10 protein-coding genes and 1 tRNA gene are annotated in these 15,042 nt (G+C 59.2%); 10 read left to right on the top strand and 1 reads right to left on the bottom strand.

Annotation, left to right across the window (positions count from 1 at the left end):
• Window positions 1–227: 227 nt before the first annotated feature.
• The 10 genes from nifJ (at window position 228) to Q0K07_RS04930 (ending at window position 14,104) form a co-directional block, all read left to right on the top strand.
• A complete protein-coding gene (gene nifJ / locus Q0K07_RS04975) occupies window positions 228–3,743 on the top strand; it encodes a pyruvate:ferredoxin (flavodoxin) oxidoreductase (RefSeq protein ID WP_294557252.1) in 3,516 nt (1,171 codons plus the stop codon).
• A 68-nt stretch (window positions 3,744–3,811) separates the two neighbouring features.
• A tRNA-Leu gene (locus Q0K07_RS04970) sits at window positions 3,812–3,898 on the top strand.
• A 194-nt stretch (window positions 3,899–4,092) separates the two neighbouring features.
• Window positions 4,093–4,863, top strand: coding sequence for an alpha/beta hydrolase-fold protein (locus Q0K07_RS04965; RefSeq protein ID WP_294557249.1), 771 nt, complete (start codon window positions 4,093–4,095; stop codon window positions 4,861–4,863).
• Window positions 4,864–4,885: 22 nt separating this feature from the next.
• Window positions 4,886–5,641: an alpha/beta hydrolase-fold protein gene (locus tag Q0K07_RS04960; protein WP_294557246.1), complete on the top strand. Its 756-nt coding sequence runs from the start codon at window positions 4,886–4,888 to the stop codon at window positions 5,639–5,641.
• Window positions 5,642–5,827: 186 nt separating this feature from the next.
• The gene (locus tag Q0K07_RS04955) at window positions 5,828–7,024 is read left to right on the top strand and encodes a hypothetical protein (RefSeq protein ID WP_294557244.1); all 1,197 of its coding nucleotides are present in this window, start codon (window positions 5,828–5,830) and stop codon (window positions 7,022–7,024) included.
• Window positions 7,025–7,394: 370 nt separating this feature from the next.
• Window positions 7,395–7,928: a flavodoxin family protein gene (locus tag Q0K07_RS04950; RefSeq protein ID WP_294557242.1), complete on the top strand. Its 534-nt coding sequence runs from the start codon at window positions 7,395–7,397 to the stop codon at window positions 7,926–7,928.
• Window positions 7,929–8,225: 297 nt separating this feature from the next.
• The gene (locus tag Q0K07_RS04945) at window positions 8,226–9,353 is read left to right on the top strand and encodes a metallophosphoesterase (protein ID WP_294557239.1); all 1,128 of its coding nucleotides are present in this window, start codon (window positions 8,226–8,228) and stop codon (window positions 9,351–9,353) included.
• Window positions 9,354–10,126: 773 nt separating this feature from the next.
• Complete coding sequence (locus tag Q0K07_RS04940; protein WP_294557237.1) at window positions 10,127–12,214, top strand: RecQ family ATP-dependent DNA helicase; 2,088 nt, start codon at window positions 10,127–10,129, stop codon at window positions 12,212–12,214.
• Window positions 12,214–13,470, top strand: coding sequence for a DNA-processing protein DprA (locus tag Q0K07_RS04935; RefSeq protein ID WP_294557235.1), 1,257 nt, complete (start codon window positions 12,214–12,216; stop codon window positions 13,468–13,470). The genes Q0K07_RS04940 and Q0K07_RS04935 overlap by 1 nt, the downstream gene beginning before the upstream one ends.
• Window positions 13,471–13,867: 397 nt before the next feature.
• The gene (locus tag Q0K07_RS04930) at window positions 13,868–14,104 is read left to right on the top strand and encodes a hypothetical protein (RefSeq protein WP_294557233.1); all 237 of its coding nucleotides are present in this window, start codon (window positions 13,868–13,870) and stop codon (window positions 14,102–14,104) included.
• A 64-nt stretch (window positions 14,105–14,168) separates the two neighbouring features.
• On the opposite strand, the gene Q0K07_RS04925 is transcribed toward Q0K07_RS04930, so the two are convergent.
• A partial coding sequence (locus Q0K07_RS04925) for an ACT domain-containing protein (protein ID WP_294557230.1) occupies window positions 14,169–15,042 on the bottom strand: 874 nt, incomplete at its 5' end.

The raw sequence follows: 15,042 nt of genomic DNA, 5'->3' as shown, positions 1-15,042 counted from the left end.
TTCAGGCCCGTGCCACCGGGGATCAACACGCCTGATGCAGAAAAAACGCGTTCCCCTCCCCCCTGCGGGCGGATGCGCTTTCCCCCTGCTTTTTCCAGTAAAAACACCCTTTCCGGCAGGGAAGGATTTGACAGTTCCCCGGTTCTGTGCTCCCATGCTCCCGTCTGCCGGACAACAGACATCCTTTTCCCGGCGTCCCGCCGCCACAACAACAAGAGCGCACCAGCATGAAAAAGCTTGTCACCATGGACGGCAACACGGCCGCCGCCCATGTGGCCTACGCATTTACGGAAGTCGCCGCCATCTATCCCATCACCCCTTCCTCCGGCATGGCCGAGAAAACCGACCTCTGGTCCGCCCGGGGGCGTGTCAACATGTTCGGGCGTCCCGTCACTCTGGTGGAAATGCAGTCCGAAGCCGGGGCCATAGCCGCCGTGCACGGCGCCCTGCAGACCGGGGCACTCGCCACCTCCTTCACCTCCTCTCAGGGGCTGCTGCTCATGATCCCGGTGCTGCACCGCATTGCGGGGGAAAGGCTGCCCTGCGTGCTTCATGTGGCCTCGCGCACCGTGGGCACCCACGCCATGTCCATTTTCGGCGACCATTCCGACGTCATGAACTGCCGACAGACGGGATTTGCCATGCTCTCTTCGGGGAGCGTGCAGGAAGCCATGGATCTTGCGGGCGTGGCCCACCTGTGCGCCATCCGCTCCCGGGTGCCCTTCCTGCATTTCTTCGACGGTTTCCGCACTTCCCACGAGCTGTGCAAGGTGGAAGAGCCGGATCTTGACGCCCTCACCGCGCTGGTGGACAAAGACGCCCTTGCCGCCTTCCGCGCCGGAGCGCAGAACCCGGAACACCCCACGGTGCGCGGCACGGTGCAGAACAGCGACATTTTCTTCCAGGCCCGGGAGGCCTCGCGGCGCTTCTACGACGACCTGCCCGCCGTGGTGGAAGACTACCTGCAGAAGGTGGGCGCGCTCACGGGGCGGGAATACCACCTCTTCCAGTATTACGGCGACAGCGCGGCGGAAGAAGTCATCATTGCCATGGGTTCCGTCAGCGGCACCATTAAAGAAACCGTGGACGTGCTCAGAGCATCGGGCCGGAAGGTGGGTTTCGTGCAGGTGCACCTGTTCCGCCCCTTCTCCTGCGAACGCCTGCTTGCCGCCCTGCCCGGCACCGTGAAGCGCATCGCCGTGCTGGACCGATGCGCGGAAATGGGCTCTGCGGGAGAACCGCTCTACCTCGACGTGTGCGCCGCCCTCGTCAATTCCGGCCGTTCCTGTCTGGTGACGGGCGGGCGTTACGGCCTTTCCTCCAAGGACACCACCCCCTCGCAGATACGCGACGTGTTCGACAATCTCCGCCGCCCCGAGCCCATGAATCACTTCTCCATCGGCATCACCGACGATGTGACCATGCGTTCCCTGCCTGCCGGGGAGAACATGGACATGGAGGAAAACGACATCCTCATGAGCTGCAAGTTCTGGGGGCTGGGTTCCGACGGCACGGTGGGCGCGAACAAGAACACGGTGGAAATCATCAACGCCGCAACGCCTCTCTATGCCCAGGCCTATTTTGAATACGACGCCAAGAAGTCCTACGGCCTCACCCGTTCGCATCTGCGCATAGGCAGAGGCCCCGTGCGCGCCTCCCACGGGGTGCACAGGGCCGACCTTGTGGCCTGCCACTGTCAGAACTATGTGAACATGTACGACATGACCGCAGAACTCCGGGAGGGCGGCACCTTCCTGCTCAACTGCGCCTGGCGGAAGGAAGAGCTGGAAGAGCACCTGCCCGCCGCGCTGAAGAGAAGCCTTGCGGAAAAGAAGGCCCGGCTCTTTCTCATCGACGCCACGGCGCTGGCGCATGACCTCAGCCTCGGCCATCATGTGAACATCATCCTGCAGGCCGCCTTTTTCCGCCTTGCCGGTATCCTTCCCCTGGAGGAAGGCGCACGCCTCATGGAAGAAGCGGTGAAAAAGACCTATTTTTCCAAGGGCGAAGACGTGGTGGCCCGCAATGTGGCCGCCATACGCGCGGGCATGGAACATGTGTTTGAAGTTCCCGTGCCCGCCGCCTGGGCGCAGGCCCGGGGCGGAGAACAGCGGCGCTGCGGCGCTCCCGAGGCGGTGACGCGCCTGCTCGACCCCATCAACGCGCAGAAAGGCGACAGCCTCCCGGTGAGCGCCTTTCTGGGATATGAGGACGGCCGCATGGACATGGGCCTCACGGCCTGGGAAAAGCGCGACATTGCCGTGCGAGTGCCTGTATGGGACGCCACAAAGTGCGTGCAGTGCAATATGTGCTCCTTTGTCTGTCCCCATGCCGTCATCCGTCCCTCGCTTCTCACGCCGAAGGAGGCGGAAAACGCCCCCGCAGACCTTGCCGCCGTACCGGCAAAGGGCAGGGAGGCCGAAGGGCTTTTCTACACGCTGCAGATCAGCGTCATGGACTGCACCGGCTGCGGAAGCTGTGTGGAAAGCTGCCCCCGCAAGGGCGCGGCCCTTTCCATGACGGCCCGCGCGCAGGCGAAAAACAACACAGAGGCGTGGCAGTACGCCCTGGGCCTGCCGGAAAAGGCCGATGTCTTCGACCCCTTCAGCGTGAAGGGAAGCCAGTTCCGGCGGCCGCTTCTGGAATTTTCCGCCGCCTGTGCGGGCTGCGGCGAAACGCCCTACGCCAGACTTCTCACCCAGCTTTTCGGGCCGCGGGCCTACTGGGCCAACGCCACGGGCTGTTCCCAGGCCTGGGGCGCGGCCATGCCCGGCATTCCCTATGCCGTCGACAGCCGGGGCCGCGGACCGGCATGGTCCAATTCCCTGTTTGAAAACAACGCGGAATTCTGCCTCGGCATGTTCCTTTCCGACCGCATCCAGCGCGAAGCGGAAAAAACGCGCGTGCAGCGCCTGCTGGAAACCCTGCCGGAAGGGCCGGCCCGCACGGCGGCCCTGCACTGGCTGGACAGCTTCGACGATTTCGACGCCTCCGGCCGGGATTCCGATATTCTTAAAGAACAACTTGAACTTCTGCCCCCCTCGGAAGACGTGTCCGCCGTGCTCGACCATGCGGATCACCTTTCCAAGAAATGCTTCTGGATGTTCGGGGGCGACGGCTGGGCCTACGACATCGGTTTCGGGGGCCTCGACCATGTGCTTGCCACCGGGGAGGACATCAACGTTCTCGTGGTGGATACGGAAGTGTATTCCAACACCGGCGGGCAGGCCTCCAAAGCCACGCCCATGGGGGCCGTGGCCCAGTTCTCCTCGTCGGGCAAGCAGAGCGCCAAGAAGGATCTCGGGGCCATGTTCCTCCCCTACGGGAACATCTATATCGCGCAGGTGAACATGGGCGCCTCCCCCGCGCAGCTCATGACGGCCCTCCGGGAGGCTTCCGCCTACCGCGGCCCCTCCCTGGTCATTGCCTACGCCCCGTGCACGGCCCACGGCATACGCGCGGGCATGGCCCGCGTGCAGGAGGAAATGAAGCGCGCCACGGCCTCGGGCTACTGGCCGCTGTACCGCCGCCACCCGGAAAGGACGCCCTCCTTCATGCTGGACAGCGCGGCGCCCAGCCTCGACTATGAGGAATTCCTCAAGGGAGAGGTGCGCTATGAGGCTCTCGGCCGCACCTTCCCCGAAAGGGCCGAAAGCCTTGCGCGGGCTGCCCGGGAAAAGGCTCAGGAGCGCTTCCGCCTCTATGCCGCCCTGGCGCAGATGGGTGCGGAAAAGGAAAAATAAAAAAAAATTCCGAAAACCCAAAAAAAGTGCTTGCCAAGGGAGGGCAAATCTACTAAGAACATTCCTGCGCCGAAGTGGTGAAATTGGTAGACACGCTAGGTTCAGGGTCTAGTTCCCGTTCGGGAGTAAGAGTTCGAGTCTCTTCTTCGGCACCAGTAAAGAAGTAAAGCCCGGAAGATATGTATCTTCCGGGCTTTTCCTTTTTCCGGCACATAACGGAATGGTTTCCCTCTTTCCCCCGGGCCGCGTGCAATTGAATTTCGCACGACGCTATGTTAAGCTTGACGGGTAACAACGCTCCGCTCTCTCAGGTTGCCACAATGCGGAGGAAAGGAAGCATTTTCGTCTTATGGTAAAAACATGGAAACTTTCCATTCCTGAACTTACCGGCAGGGAAAGACGCCGTGCCTATGTCTACCTGCCTACCATGTACAAGGCACAGCCGCGCCGTCGTTTTCCTGTTCTGTACATGTTCGACGGGCACAACGTCTTTTTTGATTCCCACGCCACCCACGGCAAGAGCTGGGGGCTCGGGGAATACCTTGATTTCTTCGATGTGCCTCTCATCGTCGCCGCCGTGGAATGCAATCATCATCCCGACAACGGCCGCCTTTCCGAATACTCTCCCTTCGATTTCACCGATCCCGAATTCGGCTCCGTCACCGGGCGCGGCGAAATCACCATGAAATGGCTCACCCATACCTTCAAGCCGCTCATCGACAGGCGCTACCGCACCATTCCGTGGAGGGAATATACCTTTGTCGCAGGCAGTTCCATGGGCGGACTCATGAGCCTGTATGCCGTGACGAAGTACAACGAACTCTTCTCCCGCGCGGCCGCGCTTTCGCCCCACATCTGGGCCGACAAAGACCGCGTGCTCCAGCTCATCCGCACCACGCCCCTCACGCCCGACACCGTCATCTACATGGACTGGGGTTCGGAGGAATTCGGCGAACAGCAGCAGATGAAGCGCGACCTGCGCCGCCTGACGGATATTCTGCTCGACAAGGGCGTGCACCTCACCGCACGCGTGGTGCCGTGGGGGGAACACAGCGAAGCGAGCTGGGAAAAGCAGATTCCCTTTTTCCTGGACACCTTGATGTACGGCCTGGAAGGCTGAACCGAATACGGAGGAACACGATATGCAGACGCAGTATTTCAAGCAGTACAGCCCTTCTCTCGGTCGTGACATGGAATGCAAGGTCTACGGCCATGCCGGAAGACCGCTTCTGTTCGTTCCCTGTCAGGACGGGCGCTTCTTCTCCTTTGAAGACTTCCACATGTCCGACACCATGGCCCCGTGGATCGAAAGCGGCAGGCTCATGGTCGTGGCCATCGACACCATTGATCAGGAAACCTGGTCCAACAAGGGCGGCGACTCCTGGTGGCGCATCCGCAGGCACGAAGCGTGGATGAACTACATCTTCAACGAGGTCACGCCCTTCACCCAGCACATGGCCCGCACGGCCAACGGCTGGGAGGGCAATCCCGGCATCATCGCCTTCGGCTGCAGCCTGGGCGCCCTGCATGCGGCGAACCTGTACCTGCGCCGGCCCGATCTGTTCAACGGCCTTCTGGCGCTGTCGGGCATCTATTCGGCAAGCTACGGTTTCGACGACTACATGGACGAGGTCGTGTACCGCAATTCTCCGGTGGACTACATGACCAACATGCCCGCCGATCACCCCTATGTTTCCCTGTACAACAGCCAGCGCGCGGCCATCTGCGTGGGCCAGGGAGCATGGGAAATGCCGGAAACCACCCGCTACCTGAAGGAAGTGTTTGAACGCAAGGGCATACACCTCTGGGTGGACATCTGGGGCCACGACGTGAACCACGACTGGCCGTGGTGGTACCGCCAGGTGGAATACTTCATGCCCTGGCTGCTCGGGGAATAACGGAAAGCCTTTGAAAGAAGGCTTCGCGGGGGCCGCCCTTCCCCTCCCCGAAAAGGGCCTGTCGCAAAAGAGCGAACCGCCGGAAACAGTGTTGATATTATTGATAAAAAATAAATAAAAACAGCCTCAATAAATCAACATGCCAAAAAAGACAAGGCGGTATTGCCCATAAGGAGGAGAAGCCCCATGAAAAACTTCGTGTTCATCTCGCCGAATTTCCCCGTCAATTACTGGAAATTCTGCCATCACCTCAAGGCCGACGGCATCAACGTGCTCGGCATAGGCGATCAGCCCTATGCCCAGCTTCTGCCGGAGCTTCGCAGCAGCCTTCAGGAATACTACAAGGTGAGCAGCCTGGAAAACTACGATGAAGTCTACCGGGCCATGGGCTATTTCATACACAAGTACGGCCGCATCGACTGGCTGGAATCCAACAATGAATACTGGCTGGAGCGCGACGCCGCCCTCCGCACCGACTTCCACATCACGAGCGGTTTTCAGACGGAAGACATGCCGCGCATCCGCTACAAGTCGGGCATGAAGAAGTACTACCAGCAGGCGGGCATTGCCACGGCGCCCTACTGCCTGGTGAAGAACAGGGAAGAATGCCTGGAGTTCATCGCCAAAGTGGGCTGGCCCGTGGTGGTCAAGCCCGACAACGGCGTGGGCGCGTCGGACACGCGCAAGCTCGCCAGCGAGAAGGACCTCGATGACTTTCTCTTTCACAGGACTCCCGGCGTGCAGTACATCATGGAAGAATTCATCCATGCGGAGATCAACTCCTACGACGCCATCTACAATTCCAAGGGCGAACCCATCTTTGAAACGGGCAACGTGACGCCCTTCTCGCTCATGGACGTGGTGAACGACGCGGACAACGCCGTCTACTACCTGCTCAAGGAACTGCCGGAAGACACCCGCGCCGCAGGCCGCGCCACGGCAAAGAGCTTCGGTGTGAAAAGCCGTTTTGTGCACTTCGAGTTCTTCCGCCTCACGCAGGATCAGGAAGGGATGGGCAAAAAGGGCGAAATCGTGGCCCTTGAGGTGAACATGCGCCCCTGCGGCGGCTACAGCCCGGACATGATGAACTTTGCCTGCAGCACCGACGTGTACAAGATCTGGGCCGACATGATCGCCTTCGACCGCTCCACCCAGCCCGAGGGCGAACACTTCTACTGCGCCTTTGCCGGACGGCGCGACGGCAAGAAGTTCAAGCTCTCCCATGAAGAGATCATGGCGCGCTACGCCTCGCAGATGAAGATGGTGGGCCGCATTCCCTCGGCCCTGGCCGAGGCCATGGCCGATCAGATGTACATGGCCAACTTCTCCACCATGGAGGATATGAAGCGCTTCTACGCCGACGTGCTCGCCCCCGCAGAATAACCTTTCCGCACCATGCCGTGTCGTACAGGCGCTCCCCTGTGCGGCACGCGTATGCAGGGCATTCCGCATACGTCTTCCAGGGCGGAAGCAGGCAGAGAACGCCCCTTTCCTCAGAAAAGCGGCGTTTTTCCGCAGGGTGAGAGTTTCAGGCAAGAACAAGAGAGTATCCGCTCTGGACAAAAGGGCGGATATCCAAAAATATGGGGCATCTCCCCTCCGCAGAGGGGGGAGAAGGCACGCCTCTTCCGGGAACGGCGCGCCGCGCCTTTTTTCTTCCGGGCAGGCGCCGGGGCAGAACGCCCCTCCGGCCCGGCATGGACGGCGCAGGCTCCCCGGTAAGCTTCTGCGCAACCCTTCAGGGAGGGGAAACATGAAAAATATTCTCATCATTTCCGCAAGCCCGCGCCAGGGCGGCAATTCCGAACTTCTGTGCGAAGCGTTTCTGAAAGGCGCTCTCGAAGCCGGTCACAAGGGCGAAATCGTGCGTCTGCGCGAATACGACCTTCATCCCTGCCACGGCTGCGAGGCCTGCCAGACCACCCATGCCTGCGTGCAGAAAGACGACATGGCGCCCCTTCTGGACAAGCTTGTGGCCGCCGATGTGGTGGTCATGGCCACGCCCGTGTATTTCTACTCCATGAACGCGCAGATGAAGACCTTCATCGACAGAACGCTTCCGCGCTATACCGGCATTTCCGGCAAGGAATTCTACTTCATCGTGACGGCGGCCGACAGCAACCGCGCCGCGCTGGAACGCACCGTCGAAGGCTTCCGCGGCTTTACCGACTGCCTGGAGAAGCCGCAGGAAAAGGGTGTGCTTCTTGCCTCCGGCGTATGGAAAAAGGGCGACGTGGCGGGCGGCTCCGCCATGGAGCAGGCCTTTGCCATGGGCCGCAATGCCTGAAAATAAGCGCCCGGCGGCATGACCGACGGGCGCTCTTTCGTGCCGCCGTGCCGGAACCTGCCGCCTCTGTTAAACGCTTTTTCGTGATAAGAAAGGCCGCTTTCTCCGCCTGAAGGCAGCAGCCCCCCCCTGCCCGTCCTTTTCCCGGCAAAACCGGGCAGGCTTCCGGTTCTCCCTGTTCTGCCTGTTTCCGGGCCCCCGGTGACGGCACGGAACGCGCCCTGCATCCGGTACCCCGGCCCGAGGCACGTTTTTCCCGTGCCGCCTGCAAACCCTCAACCTGCGTGCCCACAGCCTATGCGACTTCTTCTGCCCTCCGTCATCGTGGCACTGTACTGCTTTTTCAGCCTTGTCCTCCCGCTGAGGGCGGGCTTTGTTCCCAAGGCTCTCCTGGGCCTCGCCCTCATGGCCGCCGGGCTCAAATATGTGTTCTATCAGGTGGTGGGCGGCGGCTTTTTCCGGCCGGTTCTGCCCGTTCCCGTCATGCTTGCGGCCGAAGCCCTGTATGCCTCCCTGCTGGTGCTCTTCTTCCTTGCGCTGATCAAGGATGCGGCCGGTCTCGGACTGCGTGCGGCCCGGCTCTTCGGGGCGCCGTGGCACCTGCCCTTCACTCCGGGCCTGCGCTGCGCCCTGCTGATGGTGCTGGCGCTGGGAAGCGGCATCTGGGGCACCTGGCAGGCCGTGCGCGTGCCCGACGTGCGCACGGTGGAAGTGGCCCTGCCGAAACTTCCAGCAGAACTTGAAGGTTTCACCCTTGTCCAGCTCAGCGATCTGCACATAGGCCCGGTGCAGAAGGCGGCGTGGCTCTCGGAAGTGGTGCGGAAGGTGAACGCCCTTTTCCCCGACGCCGTGGTCATCACCGGAGACATGATAGACGGCCTGCCCCGCGCCCTGAAAAAAGATCTGGCCCCTCTGGCCGATCTTCGGGCGAAATACGGAGTGTTCGGCGTCACGGGCAACCACGAATACTACTACGACGCGCGCGGCTGGATACGGGAACTGACCGCCCTCGGTGTGGACATGCTGAACAACGAGCACCGTGTGCTCGGCGGCGGACTTGTGCTCGGCGGCGTGCCCGACAATACCGCCGCCCGCTTCGGCGGCCGGGGCACGGATGTGAAGGCCGCCTTTGCCGGAGCGCCGGAAGGGCCGCGCGTGCTTCTTGCCCACAAGCCCAACGACAAGGGCATTCCCGCTCCGGACGTGGATCTTCAGCTTTCCGGCCATACCCACGGCGGCCTTCTCTTCTTCCTCGCTCCGCTCATCGGCCACTACAACGGCGGCTATGTCCGCGGGCTTTACACCACCCCGCAGGGACATCTGCTCTACGTCAGTCCGGGCACGGGCCTGTGGAACGGATTCTCCTGCCGCCTGGGCGTGCCTTCGGAAATCACGCGCTTCGTGTTCCGGGCCCCAAAGGGGTAAGCGCCCGACTCCACAGGCACCGGCCGCGGCAAAAGCCTTTGCGGACATCCCCCCTGTACCGCAGAATGCCGTCGAATACCCACGGCACAAACATACGCTCCGCGAAGCGCCCGGCCCTTTCAGGCAGGGAGAGGAAAAGGCGTCCCGCACTTCTTGACAGGCCGCCCCAGCTCCCGCAGGCGCGAAAGGCGGCTCCCCCGTTCAGAACCTGCGCTTCTCCTGCGAACCATCTTTGCAGCAACGTCACTGCCGGAAAACACCATTTCCCATCCCCAAGACGTCTGCCTTCAGCGTGTTACCGCAACGGGCGTCTTCCCGCACGGTCGTAACGTCGGCAGGCCCTCTCCTTTCCGCCGCAAGGGCCAGGGGGAGTAGTTCCCCGACTGCCCTCTGAAATCCCGCGTTTTCTCCTCCTGGCGGACGCCGAAGTCTTCCCGGCGGCCCGGCCGCTGATCAGACTTTCGCCCTTTTTCTGCCTCTGCCCGCGCTCTTCCCTCCTCCCGCGTCCCCTATCCTGCCGGTCATGCCCTCCACAGGATGAAAAAAGTTCCGCGCCTCCGATACTGCCCCAGCCTTTTCCGGAAAGAACACGTTCAGCCAGTCTCCGTTGCCCGCCGTGCCCTCCCGGGTTCTCCCCATCTCCGGGATACCCGGCATGCGGCTCTGCCTGTCGCACTTCAGAAAAATTAATATTCCTCGTGCGCCTCTTTCATTCAAAAATATAACAAGCTATACTGAAATACACTATATCTCGCCAACCGCAGGACACTTCCATGACTATGCAGGAACGGGCTCTCCAGTATCTTCAAAAGGCTCTGAACTCTCCGCGGGCTTCTTTTCACGAACAGCAGTGGGAAAGCATTGAACACCTTCTGAACAACAGAAAGCTTCTTGTTGTGGAACGCACAGGCTGGGGAAAAAGCATGGTGTATTTCCTTGCCACCAGGCTTATGCGTGATAACGGCAAAGGGCCCACTCTGCTGATTTCTCCCCTGCTTTCTTTAATGCGAAACCAGATGGACGCCGCAGGCAGGCTGCATCTGTGTGCTCGCAGCATCAACAGTACCAATGCTCCTCGGGAATTTTCTGATATTGAAAGAGAACTGGAGGAAAATTCCATTGACGTTTTACTTATCTCACCCGAACGACTGGCAAACGAAGATTTCAGAAAGCGCATACTTCCCAAGCTTACCCATAACATCGGTCTTCTTGTCATTGACGAGGCTCATTGCATTTCCGACTGGGGGCATGACTTTCGCCCTGACTACCGTCGTATTATCAGAATATTGCAGATGCTTCCTCCCAATATTCCCGTTCTTGCGACAACCGCAACAGCTAACAACAGAGTAATGACCGATATCCGCTCCCAGTTGGGGCAGGAACTTGTCATCCTGCGCGGTTCGCTGGTACGCAGCAGCCTCCGCCTTCAGAACATCTTTCTGTCCGGCGTTTCCGCCCGACTGGCGTGGCTGGCACAAACCATTCCCAGACTGGAGGGAAGCGGCATTGTCTATACTCTGACCGTAAGAGATGCCGTCAAGGTATCTCAATGGCTTCAGCAAAACGGCATCAACGCCAAAGCCTACTACAGTTCCCTCAAAAGTGACGAAGACAATGCCGTCAGGGAAACGCTGGAAAAACAGCTTATAAAAAACGAAATTAAAGTGCTTGTCGCCACGGTTGCCCTCGGAATGGGTTTCGATAAACCGGATCTCGGCTTCGTCATCCACTTCCAGCGCCCCGCCTCCGTGGTACACTATTACCAGCAGGTAGGACGCGCAGGGCGTGCCATTCCCAACGCCCACGGCGTTCTTCTCTGCGGAGAAGAAGACGAAAAAATCACCGACTATTTCATACAAAGCGCCTTTCCGGCTCAAAAGCATATCGAACTGCTGCTGAACCTTCTGAACGACGAAGAGGACGGACTGACCAAAAATCAAATACTTGCACGAATCAATATAACAAAATCCCAGTTAGAAAAAACCATCAAATTTCTTACGATAGAATATCCGTCTCCCCTTTCGCAGGAAAATAAGAAATACTATGCCAATCAGTATACCTCGGGCTATAAGGTCCGGTGGGAAACCGTCGAGGCCATTACAGAGCTCAGGAAGGCTGAACAGCGCCAGATGAACGACTACATCGCCTATCCCCAATGTCTGATGAATTTCCTGCAGGACGCTCTCAATGACACTATAGTACGTCCCTGCGGAAAATGCCGGAACTGCAATCCATCTCTCGCTCTGCCTGCAACGTATGACCGGGGACTGGAAAAGGCTGCCAGAAACTTTCTGTTTCATAACTATCAGAAAATCCCGCCTAAACTGTTCTGGATCATCCATGAACAAAAAAAAGCCATTCCCGAGCAGTATCGTTCTGAAGAAGGCCGGGCTCTTTGCGCGTGGAGAGACGGCGGATGGGGAGACGTCATTGCCCGCGACAAATACGAAAGGGGATTCTTTTCCGAACCCGTCGTTCATGCCTTTGCAAAAATGATACGGGAATGGTCCCCCTCTCCCATGCCGGAATGGGTGACCTGCATCCCCTCGTTGCGACACCCGGTTCTTGTGCCTGATTTTGCGCGGCGCGTTGCTTTTAAATTGAATCTCCCCTTCAAGCCCTGTATCCTCCAGACATGTGAAAACAAACCGCAGAAAAGTATGGAAAACGAAATACAGCAGATTAATAATCTGAGGGAAATATATAAAATTTCTGCACCATGCTCCGGCGCATGCCTGCTGCTGGATGATATTGTCAACTCCGGCTGGACGCTGACCGCCGTCTCTGCCCTGCTGCGGAGGCACGGATGTTCCCACGTTTTTCCCGCCGCTCTGGCACTCAATACGTTAAGGATCGACTGATGAATACCCTCTCCGACGATGCAAAAGCCATCCTGCTCTTATGCGCTCCTCTGGAAAGAGAGACGCCATACAGGCCCCTGACCGATACGCAATATCACCATCTTGCCGTCTGGCTTCACCGGAACGGCCGCTCTCCCCGCGATCTTTTCTCTATGGAGCCGGAGGCTGTTGCAGCATATATGGAGCCGGAGCGCTTTTCCTATCTGCTCGGCAGGGGTGTTCAACTGGGGCTTGCCATGGAGCGCTGGGCCGGGCAGGGAATCTGGTTTCTTTGCAGAAGCGACAACGAATATCCGCGTCGGTATAAGCTGCTGGCAAAAGATGCTCCGGCCATACTCTTCGGCACGGGAAACAAGGTCTTTCTGAATCATGGAGGCCTTGCCGTGGTCGGCTCCCGCAATATCGACCAGACAGGAGCCTTTTTTGCCGAATCCGTTGCTCTCCGATGTGCCCGGGAGCACATCACCGTCATATCCGGGGGGGCAAAAGGTACCGACAGCATTTCCATGAACGCAGCATTAAAAGCTCACGGCCACGTCATCGGGGTGCTTGCCGACCAGCTTCACAAGGCAAGTCTGAAAAAAGATTACCGGGATGCTCTTGCCGACGGCAATCTGCTGCTGCTGTCCCCCTATGCTCCCGATACCCCATGGAGGGCATGGCAGGCCATGCAGCGCAACAAGCTCATCTATGCCCTTGCCGATTATGCGCTTGTCGTCAGTTCCGGCATAGGGGAAAAAAGCGGCACCTGGGCGGGGGCAACGGAAGAACTGAAAAGAAAAGGTACCGTTTTTGTTCGTATGGACAACACTGTTCCCGAAGGAAACAAAGACCTCATCAATAAAGGCGCAATCCCCTGGCCTGCGCTGGAGGAAACGGAGCGCCTCACGGAAAAACTGCCGGAAGCCGTTGCTTCCGGAGGAGAAAAGCATATACCGCAGATAAGGCAGGGTTCCCTGCTCGACATGGGAGATGCTCTTCAAAAGGGACCTGCGGAACATTCTCCTGCAGAGGCCGCCCCCTGTGAACAGACGGCCTATGACCTGTGCCTGCCCCTTATCCTAAAAAAAATGGGCCGGGCTTCCTTCTCGAAAGAGGAGTTGACGCACCTTGCAGAAGAACTCGGTCTCCTGCCGAAACAGCTCGAAACCTGGTTGAACCGTGCTGTAAAAGAAAAAGCCGTGGTCAAACATTGCAGACCGGTCAGATATACCGCTGCCTCCCCCCTCATGGCGGAGCAGAACCGGCAGGAATAACCCATGGCACAGAGGTATGCCTCACCGGCTGTCCCGGTTCCGCTCCCGCCGATATCCTGTGAACACCTTCCTGTTTCAGGGGCAGGCCGGGAAACACCGATGTGCTCCGACCGCATGATTCCGCTTTCCAGAACTGCCCTGCAGCTCAGGGAAAATCCTCCCGTGAGAGTTCCCTGCAATATCCGCGGTTCCCTTGCACCGCCGTCAGCACCGAGGATCCGCAACACGGAAAAAGCCCGCTGTCCGCTCCCCGTACTTCTCCGCGGTCTCAGGCGTCATGGGACTCTGTGCGTCTGCAAAGCCCTCTCACCCACCGCGCCGACCTCCGCTTCTGCCCCCGGCATTGCTCTTACCGGCGGACATACGGCAACTTCCCTGCCGAATGAGATATCCGGTCATGTTTGCCTTATCCCACGAAGCCGGAACGCCTGCCCTTAACTATCGTTTTTCCCCGCCGAAATCCTCCCCTGTCATCCTTCAGCAAACGGCATCCCCTTTTCTCCTGCCATGGACTTTTGCGATGCTTGAAGGCTCAGTTGCCGGACCGCACCCCATTCTCAGCACATCAAAAAACTTTTTCTCTCTTACTCAAGACCCTGGATTTTCTGAATCAGCAAGGCTGTTTTTCTTTTAACCACAAAAGCCCGCCGCGCAGAGAATGCGGACGGGCTTTTGTGCGGGAACGGAGCGTGTCCGGGTTACATTTCCATCACGGCCGTACCGCGCCGCACCTCAAGCACATGCTCTATGGTGCGCAGCTTGTCTATGGTCTGATAAAGATGCACGGCATCGCGCACTTCCACGGTGAAATCCATCTGGGAACGGCCGTCCACGGTGGACTTGATCTGAAGGGCGTTGATGTTCACATCCTGCTGCACGAACACAAGGCTGATCTTGGCCAGCAGGCCCTTTTCGTTGAGGCCCATGATGGAAATTTCGGCCGGGAAGGGCTTGCTCTCCTCGTTGTTCCAGTTCACGGAAATGAGGCGTTCCGATTCCAGGTTCTGCACATGGGGGCAGTTTGCCGTATGCACGATGACGCCGCGGCCGCGGCTGATGAAGCCCACCACCTGATCGCCGGGCACGGGCTTGCAGCACTTGGCAAAGTGAATGAGCGTGTCCTCTATGCCCTTGATGGTGATGCCGTCCACGGGCTTCTTGGGCGTGCCGTCGGGCTTGGGTGCGGGCGCGGGTTCCTCCAGCGCCGTCTCCTGCCGGGGGTTCAGGATGGAAATGAGCTTCTGGAGCACCTTCCGCGGCGTAAGCCGCCCCGTGCCCACGGAGGCGAACAGATCGTCCAGGGCATTCAGGGAAAATTCCGGCACCACAATCTGCAGTCTGCCGTCCTTGGCCGCCTTGGTGACGTTGAAGTCCATCTTGCGGCCCTCTTTTTCCAGAAGTTCCTTGCCGAGGGCCACGGCGGCCATGCGCTCTTCCGTGCGCAGATAATGCTGAATGCGGCTTCTGGCCTTGGCCGTCTTGACGATTTTCAGCCAGTCGCGGTGAGGATGGCGGTTCTTGTCGGTGATGATCTCCACCATGTCGCCGTTTTTAAGCGGCGTGGCGAAGGGT

Origin of the sequence: uncultured Mailhella sp., assembly GCF_944324615.1 — a bacterium.
In the GTDB taxonomy this organism is placed as follows: Bacteria; Desulfobacterota; Desulfovibrionia; order Desulfovibrionales; family Desulfovibrionaceae; genus Mailhella.
The sequence above is the reverse complement of the archived record's forward strand: the minus strand, read 5'-3'. Positions and strand labels throughout refer to the sequence as shown.